Annotated in this window: 16 protein-coding genes; 5 read left to right on the top strand and 11 right to left on the bottom strand. The window is 36.7% G+C overall.

Going from position 1 to position 16,089, the window contains the following annotated elements; translation table 11 throughout:
- Positions 1–21: 21 nt before the first annotated feature.
- The 3 genes from FW754_RS08180 to surE form a co-directional block, all read right to left on the bottom strand.
- Positions 22–954 (bottom strand): LysR family transcriptional regulator, encoded by a 933-nt coding sequence (locus tag FW754_RS08180; RefSeq protein WP_409511005.1) that lies wholly within the window; start codon positions 952–954, stop codon positions 22–24.
- A gap of 94 nt (positions 955–1,048) precedes the next feature.
- Entirely contained in the window at positions 1,049–1,906 is an 858-nt protein-coding gene (locus tag FW754_RS08175) for a peptidoglycan DD-metalloendopeptidase family protein (protein ID WP_419348379.1), read from the bottom strand.
- Positions 1,907–2,175: 269 nt separating this feature from the next.
- Positions 2,176–2,943, bottom strand: a complete 768-nt coding sequence (surE, locus tag FW754_RS08170) for a 5'/3'-nucleotidase SurE (RefSeq protein ID WP_446324349.1) — start codon at positions 2,941–2,943, stop codon at positions 2,176–2,178.
- 126 nt (positions 2,944–3,069) lie between these two features.
- Between surE and FW754_RS08165 the strand changes: the two genes are divergently transcribed.
- The 4 genes from FW754_RS08165 to FW754_RS08150 all read left to right on the top strand — a co-directional run bounded on the left by FW754_RS08165 (position 3,070) and on the right by FW754_RS08150 (position 5,970).
- Positions 3,070–3,435 (top strand): MCR_0457 family protein, encoded by a 366-nt coding sequence (locus FW754_RS08165; RefSeq protein WP_446324348.1) that lies wholly within the window; start codon positions 3,070–3,072, stop codon positions 3,433–3,435.
- A gap of 222 nt (positions 3,436–3,657) precedes the next feature.
- Positions 3,658–4,032, top strand: coding sequence for an MCR_0457 family protein (locus FW754_RS08160; RefSeq protein ID WP_409511001.1), 375 nt, complete (start codon positions 3,658–3,660; stop codon positions 4,030–4,032).
- A gap of 127 nt (positions 4,033–4,159) precedes the next feature.
- Positions 4,160–5,308 (top strand): D-alanyl-D-alanine carboxypeptidase PBP5/6, encoded by a 1,149-nt coding sequence (dacC, locus tag FW754_RS08155; RefSeq protein ID WP_409511000.1) that lies wholly within the window; start codon positions 4,160–4,162, stop codon positions 5,306–5,308.
- Between the two features lie 122 nt (positions 5,309–5,430).
- Positions 5,431–5,970 carry a gamma carbonic anhydrase family protein gene (locus FW754_RS08150; RefSeq protein ID WP_419348384.1) on the top strand — a complete coding sequence of 180 codons (540 nt, stop codon included), beginning with the start codon at positions 5,431–5,433 and terminating at the stop codon, positions 5,968–5,970.
- A gap of 103 nt (positions 5,971–6,073) precedes the next feature.
- On the opposite strand, the gene FW754_RS08145 is transcribed toward FW754_RS08150, so the two are convergent.
- The 7 genes from FW754_RS08145 to FW754_RS08115 all read right to left on the bottom strand — a co-directional run bounded on the left by FW754_RS08145 (position 6,074) and on the right by FW754_RS08115 (position 13,022).
- Complete coding sequence (locus FW754_RS08145; protein ID WP_446324347.1) at positions 6,074–7,384, bottom strand: alpha/beta hydrolase family protein; 1,311 nt, start codon at positions 7,382–7,384, stop codon at positions 6,074–6,076.
- Positions 7,385–7,757: 373 nt separating this feature from the next.
- The gene (ubiA, locus tag FW754_RS08140) at positions 7,758–8,636 is read right to left on the bottom strand and encodes a 4-hydroxybenzoate octaprenyltransferase (RefSeq protein ID WP_409510997.1); all 879 of its coding nucleotides are present in this window, start codon (positions 8,634–8,636) and stop codon (positions 7,758–7,760) included.
- A gap of 18 nt (positions 8,637–8,654) precedes the next feature.
- On the bottom strand, positions 8,655–9,158 hold the full coding sequence (locus FW754_RS08135) for a chorismate--pyruvate lyase family protein (RefSeq protein WP_446324346.1): 504 nt from the start codon (positions 9,156–9,158) through the stop codon (positions 8,655–8,657).
- A gap of 90 nt (positions 9,159–9,248) precedes the next feature.
- A complete protein-coding gene (locus FW754_RS08130) occupies positions 9,249–9,524 on the bottom strand; it encodes a hypothetical protein (protein ID WP_409510995.1) in 276 nt (91 codons plus the stop codon).
- An 87-nt stretch (positions 9,525–9,611) separates the two neighbouring features.
- Positions 9,612–11,027 carry a type I glutamate--ammonia ligase gene (glnA, locus tag FW754_RS08125; RefSeq protein WP_409510994.1) on the bottom strand — a complete coding sequence of 472 codons (1,416 nt, stop codon included), beginning with the start codon at positions 11,025–11,027 and terminating at the stop codon, positions 9,612–9,614.
- 357 nt (positions 11,028–11,384) lie between these two features.
- Entirely contained in the window at positions 11,385–11,918 is a 534-nt protein-coding gene (locus tag FW754_RS08120) for a GTP-binding protein (RefSeq protein WP_409510993.1), read from the bottom strand.
- Positions 11,919–12,077: 159 nt separating this feature from the next.
- A complete protein-coding gene (locus FW754_RS08115; protein WP_446324345.1) occupies positions 12,078–13,022 on the bottom strand; it encodes a hypothetical protein in 945 nt (314 codons plus the stop codon).
- A gap of 849 nt (positions 13,023–13,871) precedes the next feature.
- Here FW754_RS08115 and FW754_RS08110 point away from each other — a divergent pair.
- The gene (locus FW754_RS08110; RefSeq protein WP_409510991.1) at positions 13,872–15,092 is read left to right on the top strand and encodes a tyrosine-type recombinase/integrase; all 1,221 of its coding nucleotides are present in this window, start codon (positions 13,872–13,874) and stop codon (positions 15,090–15,092) included.
- Between the two features lie 168 nt (positions 15,093–15,260).
- Here the strand turns inward: FW754_RS08110 and FW754_RS08105 are convergent, their stop codons facing one another.
- The gene (locus tag FW754_RS08105) at positions 15,261–15,794 is read right to left on the bottom strand and encodes a hypothetical protein (RefSeq protein ID WP_409510990.1); all 534 of its coding nucleotides are present in this window, start codon (positions 15,792–15,794) and stop codon (positions 15,261–15,263) included.
- Positions 15,795–16,089 lie beyond the last annotated feature (295 nt).

The following is a 16,089-nucleotide window of genomic DNA, read 5'->3' as shown; positions in this document are numbered from 1 at the left end:
TTTTTTATTCAATCGATCTTTTTAAGATGCTTCTTGGTATATTCTGCCACCAGGTAATTGGCAAAAATATTGTTTTAATGCATCAAGGCAACGATGAATTTTCATCGGTTGCTGTTCACGTTTTAGCATCATAGCATTGAGTGTAAATGTCGGGAGTTTCCATTCCGGTAACACTTCAACCAATGTTCCATTGATGAGTTCTTTTTGTACATCCAAATAAAGAATGCGTGCAATGCCATGACCGTTTTGACACAGTGATTTTGCAACAAAGACATTATTGGTTTGTACACGATTCTTCATTTCAAGATAAACAACTTCACCCGTTGCACCATGCTGAAATGAAAAATGTTGATAGTTCTTCATAATATTGATTGGAATCAAATCATGATTTTGCAAATCTTCTGGGCGCGAAATTGGCGATGTTTGGTTTAAATAACTTGGTGATGCAACCAAAACCTGATCAACACGGGCTAATGGTACACTGCTAACATTATTTGACTCATCGACTTTCGAACACATACGAATTGCTATATCAATTCGTTCTTGAATCAGATCAATAAAATGATTGTCTGCTTCAAAGTGAACCATCAGGCCACGGTGTGCAGACATCCAATGGGATAGTGCAGGAACAACATGAGTTGCTCCTAGCTCTGGCGTTGTGGCAATACGTAAATCACCGACTAAATCGTCTCTCAACTCATTTAAACGGATTTTTCCACGTTCTGCTGCGGCTAACATTTCCTGACAACTGTGAAAAAAGGCTTGTCCTGCTTCAGTCAAACTGAGTTTTCGTGTAGAACGGTGCAGAAGTGTAACTTCCATCTCATTTTCCAACGAACGAACTTGCTGACTGACAGCACTCGTAGTAATACCCAAATCACGGGCTGCACCACTAAAAGAACTTTTTTCAACAACGCAGGCAAATACGCCCATTGCTCGAAGTTGATCTAACATAAATTTCCCTCTGAAATCATGCGCTGCTTCACATTTTTTTATCTAGCAACTCATTGTATTATACGAAGAAATCTACACATTGCATTAAATATCTTTAATTAATCGGTAAAATATTTGCAGGGTTAATTGGCTTGCCATCTAAACGAACTTGAAACTCCAACATCGTTTGTGTTGTACCACTCGAACCCATCTCTGCAATCTTCTGACCAGCAACAACATTGTCACCACTTTTCACCAACATCTTACTGTTATGCGCATAGGCAGTAATGTAACCATCTATGTGTTTAATGAGTACTAAATTGCCATATTCTTTCAAACCATCTGCGGCGTACACCACTTGTCCATTGGCGGCTGCTACAATCGGATCACCGACATTGCCACCGAAGCGAATACCCTTAACATTTTTTGTTAAATTAAAGTTTTCAAGCACTCGCCCAGTTGAAGGTTTAACCCAACGTAAATTGGTTACACTCACGACAGGCGCAGGTTGAGTTACCGAATTATTTTTAATGGTATTATTTGGTGTAGTCTGTACTGTTTGCTGTTGTGGCGTAGGTGTTTTATTTGGTGCAGGAATACTAATGGTCTGACGTTGAATTTGAGGTTCATTGCTGCTCAATGCCTGCGTCGTAGAACGATTATCACGATAATTGCCTGATTTTTTCAAACGCAGCGATTGATTGACATAAATACGATAAGGCTCAGCAATATCATTCATATTGGCAATACTTAAATAATCTAAACCATAACGGGCAGCAATCGCACTTAAGGTATCTCCCGAACGAACGGTATAATATTCGGGTGCATTGGCATAACGGACAGGATTATTGATTTGTGGCTTTGAAGCACAGCCTGTAATCAATACAGTTGAAGTCAAAGCAGCCGATAAAAAAATGGTCTTAACCCATACCTGTGGTTTAGATAAAAACTGCTGTGATCCTGCCATAAACATCGACGTCCCTCTCCTAGTTTAAGTTTTAAAATTTAAATACAGCTATAAATGCAATTAAGAGTAGCAAAAAATGCTCAAAATACGGCGTACAACCCCGTATTTTCACAAACTTATAACATAAGGTAGCATCAATCATTCAGTGCTTTTGTGACTGATCGTATCTTTCAGGTGACGCATTGTTCAAATGTGGAAAATCCGTGTAGATCTTGCACGATGATGATGCAACAACATTGTAATATGATGAATTATGTCTTCTTAATACGTTAAAGCTATATAAATTGGGCTTGTAAATCAGTCAAAATGCTGTAATTGGTCGCATCCATCTGAATTGGGGTAATACTGACAAAGCCATTTGCTACAGCAAAAAAGTCAGATTGTATGCCAAGATTACTTTTTGCTGGATCTGTCACTGCTTCACCTGCAAGCCCAATCCAATAGACTTGACGTCCTCTAGGATCAACATGACTACTGATCGGTTTAGATTGAATTCGACGACCTTGGTAAGTAATTTGTTGACCTTGTATTTCGGCAACATCAGGAATATTAATATTCAAAATATGTCGAGCAGGTAACTGTGGTAAACCACGTGCAATGAAATCATGTACCCACTGTGCTGCTTGTGCATAATCATCTGGGCTTTCATAACTTCGAACATTACTACCCGCCAATGATACAGCAATCGCAGCTTGCTTCATGAGACGACCTTCAAATGCTGCACCCACCGTTCCTGAGTACAATACATCATCGCCCAAGTTTGCCCCACTGTTAATTCCACTAACGACAAGATCGAATTCAAAATCAAAGAGTCCATTCATTGATAAATAAACGCAATCTGCAGGTGTGCCATTGACTGCCCACATATCAGGTGCAACCTGAATAGGACGTAAAGGACGATCAAGTGTCAATGCACTTGAAAAGCCACTACGCTCACTTTCTGGCGCAACCACAATCACTCGACCAAGTGGTTTTAATGCTCGTGCAAGGGCTTGGATTCCAGGGGCAAAAACACCATCATCATTAGCTATTAAAATATTCACATTTCATCCTATTGTATTACAGAGCGAGTCTTTTTCACGTGACTGCTCAGGTGATTTTGTTTCAACTTGTTAGTAAATTATATATATTGAACACGCTGAATTTACAGAAATTTTTTGGAAAAAATCATGCCAATACGTTCACTTAAATTTATACTTTTATCAACGCTTTTCACAATTTTCGCTCAATCATCTTTTGCAGACTCAGGACTTACAGCTGAAGAATCAGATAGCATTATAAAAGAAGATATTGCAGCAACTCAGGTTCTCATTGAGGTTTGCCCTGCTTTAACCGCAAATAATCCTAAAATTTTATCTTCGCTTAATAACATGACAAACACTTTTCTAAAAGAGTTACATAATCCATCAATCACTCTTGAACAACTCAAACAAGATGCTGAATACCAAACTATTTTCAAAGAAGCTAAAGCAGATGCGATAGCAGTAGATACAGCAGAACAAAAATCAGCATGTGAAGACTTATTGAATATGTAAGATTACACTGATTACTGTTAGAACTGTGAGCAAGGATGCTCAAAATAAATCCTCAATAAAAAGTCAATTTTCCATCAAATAGATAGTGCTTAACCCCAAAAGGCTTCACGCCTACATCTTCAATACATTTTCTCTATGTTTTTTCTATGCTTTTCTATTAGGCTATATAAAACATCACGTTAAACTACTCAAATACGTTCAACTGCAAAAATTGAGATATTCATGAATTCGAAGTTAATTAAACGCTGTTCTCTTACTATTCTTTTGCTGGGTTCTGTGCTGAGTCAAACCCATGCTGCTGATGAAAATATTGATGTCACACAAGCCAACGTGACCAATGAAGAATTGGCTGCTATTTTTGTTTTATCTGAAGTTTGCCCAACATTAGACCAAGCTGGTGATCAGTTTGATCAAGGTTATGCAAAACTAGTCAAAGCGTATTTACCAAATGAAAAAAAACCAGTTGCTGCTTTAAATACCATCGTACAGCAAGATAAATTTAAAGCTGCGCTTGATGAAGCACGCAATGATGCTAAAAAAGCAAGCGATGCCGATAACATCCAAATCTGTCAGGATGTAACCAATTTTAATTCATAAGTGCTTTAGCCAATGAATTAGTTACAATTCATAGAAAATAAGCCGATTTACCCCATAGAAGTCGGCTTTGCTTTGTCCTAGAATACCAAGCTCGTTTGTGCTCTTATAATGATTGGAACTGACCAGAATGACCCGTAAAAGCGCCTTTGCTGCATTACTACTATTACCCTCTTTTACTTATGCAGCAACAGTTCTGTCCACACCACCAGAATTAAATAACAAATCTTATGTTTTAATGGATTATGAAACTGGACAGATACTGGCATCTAAAAATGAAAATGAGAAGTTAGCCCCTGCATCCATGACAAAAATGATGACCAGTTTCATCATTGAACAAAAACTATTGAAAGGTGAACTGACTGAAAACGAAAAAGTTCGCATGAATGAGTCAGCATGGTGTAAAGGTAGCAGTACAGAATCATGTATGTATGTTCCTTTAAATGGCAATGCTACTGTTTTGGAAATGTTACGTGGCATTATCATTCAGTCTGGTAATGATGCATCTAAAGCCATGGCTGAACACATTTCGGGTAACGAAGGTTCTTTCGCTTATGCAATGAACCAAGAAGCCAAAAAAATTGGCATGACTAATACTAATTTTATTAACTCAACAGGCATGCCTGCTGAGGGACATTATTCAACTGCAAAAGATATGGCAACACTTGCAAAACATATCATTCATGACAGTTCAAAATATTATCCGATCTACTCTGAAAAAGAGTTTACTTTCAACGGTATTAAACAAGGTAACCGTAATGCCTTGCTTTATACTGATCCAAGTGTTGATGGTTTAAAAACAGGTCATACCGATGAAGCTGGATTCTGCTTAACCACTTCTGCTAAACGTGGTCCACTACGCTTAATCTCGGTAATTTTTGGTGCACCATCTATGAATGAACGTGCAAACCAAACACGATCATTATTGGCTTGGGGTTATTCAAATTTTGAAACCATCAGTGTTCAACCAGCAAACCAAGTTTTAGCAAAAGCTAAAGTTTACTTTGGAAAAGAAAATACGGTACAAATTGGTTTAGCTGAAAACTTTAATGTCACGATGCCTAAAGGTCAGGCAAATGCCATTAAAACGCAAATTACAGTACAACCAAACCTCAAAGCACCATTAAAACAAGGTCAAGTGGTTGGTAAATTAACAGCGACTTTAGATGGTAAAGTGATTGCTGAAAAACCATTAGTTGCATTAAAAGCAGTTGAAGAAGCAGGCTTTTTCTCTCGTATGTTTGATCATATCAAGCAATTTTTTAGCAACTTGTTCTAAGTATTGATCATTGAAGTATATTAATTACTTCAAAACTTGACGAATAAAAAGAAGCGTTCATATATCTAATATGGACGTTTTTTTATGATAATTTACTTTTATTTAGAACATGGATGCTACGCATGAAAAAGAATATTCGCCCTTACTTAGACACTCACCCTAAAATTGACTCAACCTGCTATATCGATGAATTATCTGTAGTGATTGGTGATGTTATTTTGGCTGAAAATGTGTCGGTTTGGCCTTTTGCCGTGATTCGTGGTGATGTCAATTTTATTCGCATTGGTCGAAATTCAAATGTACAAGATCATGCCATGTTACATGTCAGTCATAAAAATGACAGTAAACCTGAAGGTTCTCCATTAATTATTGGCGAAGATGTCACCATTGGACATCATGTTACGTTACATGGTTGTACAATTGGCAATCGTGTTCTCGTTGGAATTAATACCATTGTTTTGGATGATGTGATTATTGAAGACGATGTGATGATAGGTGCTGGCTCTTTAGTACCCCCACGCAAACGTCTTGAAAGTGGTTTCTTATATGTGGGTAGCCCTGTTCAAAAAGTTCGCCCATTAACCGACAAAGAAAAAGCCTTTTTACCGTACTCAGCACAAAATTACGTTAAAGTATCCAGTCATTATTTACAGCAAAAATAGATTTTAAGTCCGCTAAATATTCCCATCTGCCAATCAATGATATGAATTTTGATACATCATATATGGCAAGATAGGAATATCTTTACTTAACCGAAGTTAAAGTTTATTTCGCTGGCATATGCTTTTGAATAAAGGCAAGCAATTCAGGATTTTTCTGAACAATTGCTGCTGTATGTGACGCGTCTTTTACAGGAAGGAAAGTAATATCAGGAGACTTTAAATCATCCTTCAATTTTTTCACAAGTGCTTCTGTCACAGGATATGGAACGCTCATATCCGCTGTTCCCTGAATAATTAAAACTGGCTTATCCAATTTTTTTGTTCCAGGCTGACTATTCTTAATAAATTGAGCAATTTGAGGAAGTTGATAGAACTTAACTTCATCCAAGCCTGGGTAATCTAATACTGATTTACCAGGGTTTTCAGTCAAAAATTTAACAATATCCATTGTAAATAAGTAGCGAATGCTTTGTTCAGGCAAATTTTTAGCATCTGGACTGTCTAAACATAAACCATTTTCACCTGTCGAGCCTTCTGCTTTTTCAGCAATCAACTTAGATCGCTGATCAAGGAAAATATCACGATACTCAAATAAAGGATCTACCGCTTTAATACCCACACCAGCAAATGCAGCATAACTTAATAGAGTTGCATAAGCACCAATAGAACCTGCGGCTGCTCTCTCTGCTAATGTTTTCCCTGCTGCAATTTCTAACGCTTCAGCTTGTTTTAATGCAGCTGGTGCGACCTTAAAGATAATTGTATCTAAACTTGAAGCAGGTGCCCCAGCAACTGCACCTTTATAATTTACATCTGAATTTGCAAATTCAGCAGTTCCAAGAGATGCTTGCCCGCCTTGTGATTGTCCTGCAGACATCCACTGTTTGTTTAATTTACTGCCGTAACGCTCCTGAGCCGCTTTAACTGCATAAATCGCAGATTTAGCTTCACTTTCTAAATGTAAATACGGATGAATCCCTTTAGTCCCCATGCCTTCATAGTCAGGTGCAACAATTACATAGCCTGCTTCTAGCAAACTTTTTGCTAAAGGATCTTTAAAGCGTGCACCCTGAATATTATTGGTTGGTGCACAATTATCAGCATTTCCTAAAGTACCGTGCTCCCATACAACAACACGGTAACCATCCTGTGGCTGTGCTGTCTGAGGGAAAATAACCATGGCAGTTGCTGTGGCTTTTTTACCTTGAACATTGGTCATATTATAGGTCATGACCTGAATTGGATCTGCAGAAGCACCGTCTGGCTTATCAAACTTATAAGGTAATTCAGAAACGAAGAATTTTTCTGGTGCTACAAAATTATCGTGGTCATTGTCACTATCATTACAAGCCGTTATGAATAATGCAGAGCTACAGCACAAAACAAGCAATGTTTTTTTAAATAATTGATTCACAATATCATCCTAATCATTCTATCTATGCCTCCTCATGAGGCACATGACAATAAAAACACAATTAGAATAATAACTCTACTTTTACATCATTAACTCAAATTAAAATACAATTGTATTTTCACAAAATTACATAATTATTTAATAAAAATCACATTTTGTTTTAATTATTTAAAAAGCATCACATTGCATTTCAATCATTTTGATATCGATTAGATTACGGCTATAAAAAGCTCAATCATATTCATCATCATTTGAACGATCATACATCTTATATATTCAAACTATACATAAAGCATGGTTGAAAGCTGACTCATAAAATAGACAGCTTAATTAGATCAATTCATCTCTCTTTTCTATTTTAAACATTTATGTCTTAATACAGCGCCACAAAAATGCCTAAAAAGATGATCAAACCCACCCAACGGTTATGTCGAAATGCCCAGAAGCATTGTTCTGGATTACGTTCTTTCGTGCGTGTCCATTGATAAATGAAATCAGCACTAACGACCAATAATGCAATCAAGCCAAAAGGTATTAATATATTTTCTAAATAGAGTGCACCACCTATCAGCACCATACTTAGTAACTGTAAAATTGAAATAATTTGAATATCGTAACGACCAAACAAAATCGCTGTCGATTTCACCCCAATTTTTAAATCATACTCGCGGTCAGTGATAGCATATTGAGTATCATAAGCCACTGTCCAAGCCAGATTTCCAAAATATAATAACCAACACGTTAAATCAGGTGTGACCCCCATCGCTGTGTATCCCATGGGAATTGACCATGAAAATGCAGCCCCCAAAAAAACCTGAGGAAGATGAGTATAACGTTTCATAAACGGATAAATAAATGCTAAAAACAGTGCACCAAACGACCAATAGAATGTTTCAATTGGCAGAAAAAGCAACATCACAGCACTGGCAGCTACTAACGTTAAAAAAACAAAAATTGCTTCTTTCGCACTAATAATTCCTGTTGCAAGCGGACGATTTTTAGTACGTTCCACTGCGCCATCCACTTTACGATCCGCAAAATCATTAATCGCACATCCAGCCGCGCGCATGAAAATAGTGCCCAAAATCATTGGAATCAAAATTGCAATAGGTGGTATTCCCTTTGCTGCAATCCACAGTGCCCACATGGTCGGCCAAAAAACCAATTCTGTACCAATCGGCTTATCAAAACGGCATAAGTAATAATAAGCCTCTAGTCGTTGTTGCCAAGTGGGATGTTGCGCTATTGCCATGATCAATCCTTCAATACGCTATTTTGAAATATTCTGTTGCTGTAAATATTGTTCAAATGCAGGTAAAAATGTTTCTTGCACAATAAATTTACAACCATGCCAAGTATAACAACTTTGACGCGTCCAACCGTCTTGAAGTTTTAAAACTCGTCTTTCACAGACAGGATTGGTACGTTGAAATAGATATCGACCGATGGGCTTTTTACCAATATGTTTAAATAATCGAGCTTTACCATGAATACTTAAAATAGGGAAAATACTTTTGGCTTTAACCCAAGGCTGATCATCACACCCGTACAGAAAACTCTCTCGAACCCAAGAGGTATGCTGTGATGGCATCGACATCCATTGACTGTCGATTTTGGACATTCTTTGATAATGTTCTTGAATGGGTTGTACTTTAAATATACCACCTGCAATATCAGTTAGCTGTTGTGTCAAAGAACCTGAAGCATACAACCATGTTTTCAAGGCTATAGGAATAGATTTAGCCTGGATCATACTTGCCCGGTTGTTCCGCATACGCTCAATGCTCATTTTTTAAAATTGTGAGAAGTTTAACTTAAATTTAAGTCATATATCGTTAAAAAGGTTCAGATTAAATCTCATGATTCAAGCATTATCTGTTTTAGCAATCACTTCAAATTTACCTTGAGGCGTTTTCACCAAGATTAAACCTTCAGCACTTAAATAAAATATTTCAGGATACGGGTAATCCAATGCCAATTCAGGATTTTTTAATGCAACAAATTGCGCTTGCTTATAACCTTCAAGCGTTCTTGCTACTTCAATATAGGTCACTTCAGAAAAATTGAGTTTAAACCCTTTTTCTTGATCTTTCGGATCAATCCAAGGGAAAAATCCAATATGCTTTTTACGTTGTGCCATATCAACATTCACAAATGATCTAAAAATAGATCATACAAAAAAACCCGCACTTGGCGGGTTTTTTTCTCACTTAAATTCTAAAAAGAATTACAAGCTGTAGTACATATCAAATTCAACTGGGTGAGTAGTCGTATTTAAGCGACGAACTTCTTCAGTTTTCACTTCGATATAAGCATCAAGCATATCTTTAGTGAATACGCCACCTTTAAGTAGGTAGTCGTGATCCGCTTGAAGTGCTTCAAGCGCCATATCTAGGCTATGCGCAACTGTAGGGATTTTCGCTTCTTCTTCAGGAGGAAGATCATACAAGTTTTTATCAGCAGCTTCACCTGGATGGATCTTGTTCTGGATACCATCAAGGCCAGCCATCAACAATGCTGCAAAACCTAAGTACGGGTTCATCATTGGATCAGGGAAACGCGCTTCAATACGTTTGCCTTTCGGGCTAGAAACGTAAGGAATACGAATAGATGCAGAGCGGTTACGTGCTGAGTAAGCAAGCATAATCGGTGCTTCATAATGTGGCACTAAACGCTTATATGAGTTCGTAGAAGGATTTGTGATCGCATTCAATGAGCGTGCATGTTTAATTACACCACCAATGAAATATAAAGCCATTTCTGATAAGCCAGCATATTCATCACCAGCAAATAAGTTTTTGCCATCTTTTGCAATTGAAATATGAACATGCATACCTGAACCGTTATCGCCAACCATTGGTTTAGGCATAAACGTTGCAGTTTTAGCGTACTGGTGCGCCACGTTCCAAACAGCATATTTGAACTGTTGTACTTCGTCAGCTTTACGAACCATTGTGTTGAAGCTCACACCAATTTCTAACTGGCAAGATGCAACTTCATGGTGATGCACTTCTACACGACCTGGGCCCATGATATCTTCAATACGAGCACACATATCTGCACGCATATCATGTGAAGAATCTACAGGGGGTACTGGGAAGTAACCACCTTTAACACGTGGACGGTGACCTGAGTTTCCGCCTTCATAGTCTTTGTTTGTTGACCAAGCAGCTTCTTCAGCGATCAATGTATGGCGCGCGCCAGACATATCAATTTCCCATTTCACTTCGTCAAAAACGAAGAATTCTGGTTCTGGACCAAAGAATGCAGTATCACCAATACCTGTAGATTTTAAGTATTCTTCTGCACGGCGAGCAATAGAGCGTGGATCACGGTCATAGCCTTGGCCTGTAGATGGCTCAATCACATCACAAGTCACAACCACAGTTGCTTCAGCAAAGAACGGGTCAAGAAATGCAGTATTCGCATCTGGACGCAAAATCATGTCAGACGCTTCGATGCCTTTCCAACCAGTGATTGAAGAACCATCAAACATTTTACCATCTTCGAATGTATCTTCATCAATGGTATCTGCTGGGTAAGTCACATGTTGCTCTTTACCCTTAGTATCAGTAAAGCGAAAATCGACCCATTTTGCGCCACTTTCTTTGATGAGTTCTAGAACCTTGTTCGCCATGCTCATTTTGCTCCAATGAATTTTTGTTGCACTTCAGAAGTGCGTGTTAGTAGTTGGTTAGTATTAAGCAATTCCCGTACCAACTTTTGAGAGACATTCCAAAATATTGAATTCTTTATCAGAATATAAGCAATACAGGTTTATCTTCAGCGTTATTATACTGAGTGCAGTTATAATTGCACCATATCAAAACACACATATCATTCTAAATTAGGTAACGAGATTCTTATTGCACTATTTTTGTGCACATTATAAATAGTGCTTTAATATGGTGCTGTATAAATATAATTTATCACTTTTTACATACATTTTTTTGTAAAAAAATCCATTTTACAAAAAAATGGATTTCTCATTTTAATTTAATTATGCATATTCAATTTCAGCCCGAGCAATCAGCGCTTCAACGACCAATAACACATCGTCTTTTTCACGTGCATCAATGGCAAATACAGGCATGTTATAGCCATTTAAGTCCATCCAATCACGGTATTTTTTTAGTAATTGTTGTGAGTCTTCATCAACATGTGTAATTCCAACAATAATGTTGTTTACATATTCTTTAAATGAATTGTGATAGAATTTTAAATCATCAAGTGCCGTTTTTTTAGAATGGTCGATTAGAACAACAGCACCTATTGCCCCTTTACAGATCACAGACCATACAAAATCAAAACGATCTTGTCCTGGTGTACCATATAAACCAACGGTAATGCCATCATCAAGCTTAATTTCACCGTAATCGATTCCTACCGTAGTCAAAGCTTTGCTATGTGACTGCTCATCCGTGTTATACGCTTCTGTAGATAAGACATTAATTTCTGAAAGTGACCTAATGGCTTCTGTTTTACCTGCCCCCATTGTTCCACCAAATACAATTTTATACTTCTGTAAAATCACACTAAACCCCTATTTTATTTATATGAACGACCCTGTTTTTATCTCTTTTACAGAGTGTCACTCAAACCGTTTATAATCTAATACACTAAAAAAAATGATTTTTTGTTTAACTCGTACATTTAAATACGATTTAATCAATTATTTTTTAGGTTTATACTTTTATAAACCCAATTTACGACGTAGCTTACCAAAAAAACCTTTCAGTACACCTTCTGCAGGCTTTTCTTCTTCCATAATCAACGTTGCATCTTTTGCATCAATCTCAGTCAACAAATGATTCAATAATGCAATTGAAACAAAACGTTCAATCGTTTTTACTGAGACACCTGATTTCTTTGCAACTTGCTGAATACTTGCCCCACGCTCAAAACACGCTGCAATCGTAAAAACATCTTTACGGTCATCTTTTGAATCTGGATGTGGCCAATATTTTAATTTATAAAATTTTTTATCTGAGGTATTTTTAATCAACTCTGGTGAATACCATAAAATATTCCACAACCATCTACGTAGATCTATACCCTGAATATTACTCACGCTCTGCGCCATTTGCATTGTTGCATAAGTAAAATTCAATGTCGTATCTGTTCCTGCAAAGCGTCGCCCTGTATCGAGCCAAACTTGTTCACTACGTGCATTCATCAAGCCAATATTACCGTGACCATCAAAAATTTGTAGATTTCCATTCCGCTCATTAAAAAATTCTGCCGTTACCTTATTGATATCTGTTGTTTTCGTAATTTGGGCAACTTGTTTTTCAACTTTTTGACTTAGTGGCACTTTCAAATAACGATCTTTAAACCACTTCCGTGTTGCATCACTTACAGAGAATGGTAAAAATAGTTTATCCCCATCAATTTGTCCTGCAACTTCAGACTTATTGATCAGGCGTAGATAAGGGACTTGTTGTGAACCAACCAAATGTTGAATTGTCGGTGAACCAAAAAACATATCATTTACAAGAAGAATATCTAGATGTGGATCGGCAATATTCGCCCAAGTAATATTAACGGTATCGTCATACATCAAGCGAATTTTTTGTTTTATGTTATCCAACACATTGAGACTCAAGCCAAAAATAGCTATTTTGATTTCTTCTTTCATTCAGCCCCTCGCCAGCCCATAAATTGTGTTCACTTTAACATTTTTTGTTTTTTATGCAAAATAATTCACATAACCATTTATGCTTTTCAATATACAAATCTAATCGTACAAACATCATACTCAGATATTGTTTAAATAAAAACCTATCAATTTAACAATTTAAACAAATATATGTATTTATTTATCTTTTTAAAAAAATTTTAGTAAATAAAACCAATTTGATTATTGTTGTTTAGTTAATCTAACATAATATTTAAACAAAACTACATATTATGTTTTTTAATATTGACTCCTAATTTTTTAAATACATAAAAATCTGTAATCAATACATCAAAAGTATGTAATAAATAAATGATCTCACCGATCTAAAAAGCTAAAATCTACATTATCTTTCAAATTAGACCACTCCTCATTTAAATCAAACAATAGAATCATCTGTTCAAATGATATTGCTTTCTCATAGATTCAGTATTGATTATCTAGGCAACACGACAAACGCAATCGAGCTATCCTGAAAGTAATAAAATCTGCTAAAGTAAGCGACTGACATTTTTATCACCTTATAGATGAATGTCAGGTACTTTATGCAATGTGTGTAACGAGACGGGTAGAAACACTCGTCTTTTATAGACACATTAAAATTCAAATGGATACGTTCAATATGCTTCTCATGATCGAAAGATAATATTTGAAAAATCTAGCAAAACCTAACAAAATTCACAAGTATATAAAATTATAAAAATAAGTAAGTTAGCAAACCTAAGTAAATTAAAACAAACTGTGCAAAATCCTCAAAATTGAGTACTATCTTGAGTACCACTTAATTTTTTAAATCGGTACTCAATATCAATGCTAAGTGATTCAAAAATAAGAACTCTTAAGCCTACTGAAAAAATCACACGTTTTATTGATGCAGCAGGTCTATATATTGAAGTCCGACCAAATGGGAAAAAGTTTTGGCGGTATCGCTTTCAATGGTTAAAAAAAACACTAATGATGGGTTTGGGTGAGTACCCTATCGTCTCTTTAGCTGATGCACGAAAAAAGAGAGATGAAGCAAAAGTACTGCTAGATCAGAATCTAAATCCACTTGAAGAAAAGCGAAAGGAAAAACTCACGCTAGAACTCAACTTAAGTTCAAGTAACTTATTCAAAAATGTCGCTCAAGAATACAAACAAGAGAAGCTTGCGAACCGATCTGAACGACATCAGAATAGATTTCAAACTTCTTTAGAGAAAGACATCCTAAAAATTATCGGCAATAAAGATGTAAAAGACGTTACTTCCGCAGATGTTCTTCAAATCATGAAGAACACAATCAAGCGTGTGAAAAAACAGAAGAACTTTGGAACCGGTGAAGTCACAGCCATCGATAATCGGAAGTTTATTGGTGCTGTTATGAGATATGCAATTGCTACGCTTCGAGCTGATTACGACCCAACTTACGCTGTAAAAGATGCAATTGAACGCCCTGATGTTGAGCATGCCCGACCGCTTGAAAAAAATGAAGCAAGAATGCTCAGAAATAAATTAGAAAGCTACGGTGGTTCAAGTACAGTTAAAAATGCCGGTCTAGCAATGCTCTACTCAATGCTACGAACAATTGAAATTAGACGTATGCAATGGTCATTTGTTGACTTTGAAGACAAAATAATCACATTCCCTGTATCTTCAAAAAAGACCGGGCAAACTCGTACAACTAAGAAAAACCGTATTCACATTGTGCCAATGTCTACTCAGCTCTATGTGTTACTTCAGGAACAATTTCAATTTACAGCTAATCGTGAATATGTATTTCCTTCTGTATATAAAGGAGGAATGCTATCTGCGACGACTCTTAATAGGATGCTTGACTATATTGGGTTGGGGGATGTGACTGCCCATGATTTTAGAGCGACTGCTTCAACACTGCTTTATGAAAAGGGATATGAAGAAGATTGGATTGAAAAGCAATTAGCGCATGCTGATGACAATAAAACGCGTGCGTCCTACAACCACGCTAGATGGCTCGATGACCGAAGAAAAATGCTTCAAGATTGGGCTGATATTGTTGATAGTTGGAAGGATTAAATATGAAAACATGGCTCTACTTCTACATCGAACAGACTCTCAAATATGGTGAAGTGTTTATGAAACAAACTAGATGATCATTATCATATTTATTTTGTATTTTAATATCATGCACTAAGTTTAAGAAACTAAAGGAACATGATGTTCCTTTAGTTTCCTGATTTAAAATCAACCATTAACCCTTTCCCATGCATCAAGCACGGCATACCTTGCTTGTTCCCAATTCAGGCGTGAAGTACCTTTCACTTTTTCCCATTTTAATTTCAAGTCATTTTCTGCATCTTCAAATCGTGTTCCATTTGGATATTCTGCACGACCTGTATAACCTAAATGGTAAGCTGGTCGGTAATCCCGATCATAAGTAAGATCATCGTAAGCATTTAATGTATCAAGATAATAAGGGGTACTGTGTGCTACGCTACGCCAATATGCTTCTTCCTCAGTAGGATTTACTGCTTCTGCAACTCCTTTACCAGCCAATCCACCAACAACCGCACCAATAGCGCCACCTACTAAAGTACCAATAGGACCAGCAACAGTACCTACAGCTGCACCCGTAGCCGCACCACCAACAGCACCTAAACCTGTACCAACAGGATGTGCACCAGGTTCACCTGTAATTGGATCGGCATTTAATTCATCACGTTGATCTTTTGGTAGCTCTTTCACTACATGGCGATCGATTTCATTATGATTAGTCATATTGTTATTCCCTCTTGATTCAAATTAATAAATGTTTGAGTACTACATATACATAATGCATATAGTTAAAACATACATGACCAATATCTATCTTATTGTATTTAAAATATAAAATTACAAAGAGCAAACATGTTTTTATACAAACTCACAAAAAGTATGTCGAGAAATCTCGGGGATATCACAATTATTAATCTACATGTGACCGCATTCTAGATTTGATTCCAATAGCCTTTACACTACTTAAAATATATACAAGCTAAGTACTAAGTTTAAAAATGCACTAAGCTGAAATATA

The organism is Acinetobacter sp. 1207_04 (assembly GCF_052850415.1).
This window is presented reverse-complemented; position numbering and strand designations above follow the sequence as displayed.

Excerpts from the sequence above, each read along its gene's own strand:
- FW754_RS08180 (WP_409511005.1), bottom strand. The coding sequence starts at position 954 with ATGTTAGATCAACTTCGAGCAATGGGCGTATTTGCCTGCGTTGTTGAA.
- FW754_RS08175 (WP_419348379.1), bottom strand. The coding sequence starts at position 1,906 with ATGTTTATGGCAGGATCACAGCAGTTTTTATCTAAACCACAGGTATGG.
- FW754_RS08165 (WP_446324348.1), top strand. The coding sequence starts at position 3,070 with ATGCCAATACGTTCACTTAAATTTATACTTTTATCAACGCTTTTCACA.
- FW754_RS08160 (WP_409511001.1), top strand. The coding sequence starts at position 3,658 with ATGAATTCGAAGTTAATTAAACGCTGTTCTCTTACTATTCTTTTGCTG.
- dacC (WP_409511000.1), top strand. The coding sequence starts at position 4,160 with ATGACCCGTAAAAGCGCCTTTGCTGCATTACTACTATTACCCTCTTTT.
- FW754_RS08150 (WP_419348384.1), top strand. The coding sequence starts at position 5,431 with ATGAAAAAGAATATTCGCCCTTACTTAGACACTCACCCTAAAATTGAC.
- ubiA (WP_409510997.1), bottom strand. The coding sequence starts at position 8,636 with ATGGCAATAGCGCAACATCCCACTTGGCAACAACGACTAGAGGCTTAT.
- FW754_RS08135 (WP_446324346.1), bottom strand. The coding sequence starts at position 9,158 with ATGCGGAACAACCGGGCAAGTATGATCCAGGCTAAATCTATTCCTATA.
- FW754_RS08130 (WP_409510995.1), bottom strand. The coding sequence starts at position 9,524 with ATGGCACAACGTAAAAAGCATATTGGATTTTTCCCTTGGATTGATCCG.
- glnA (WP_409510994.1), bottom strand. The coding sequence starts at position 11,027 with ATGAGCATGGCGAACAAGGTTCTAGAACTCATCAAAGAAAGTGGCGCA.
- FW754_RS08115 (WP_446324345.1), bottom strand. The coding sequence starts at position 13,022 with ATGAAAGAAGAAATCAAAATAGCTATTTTTGGCTTGAGTCTCAATGTG.
- FW754_RS08110 (WP_409510991.1), top strand. The coding sequence starts at position 13,872 with ATGCTAAGTGATTCAAAAATAAGAACTCTTAAGCCTACTGAAAAAATC.
- FW754_RS08105 (WP_409510990.1), bottom strand. The coding sequence starts at position 15,794 with ATGACTAATCATAATGAAATCGATCGCCATGTAGTGAAAGAGCTACCA.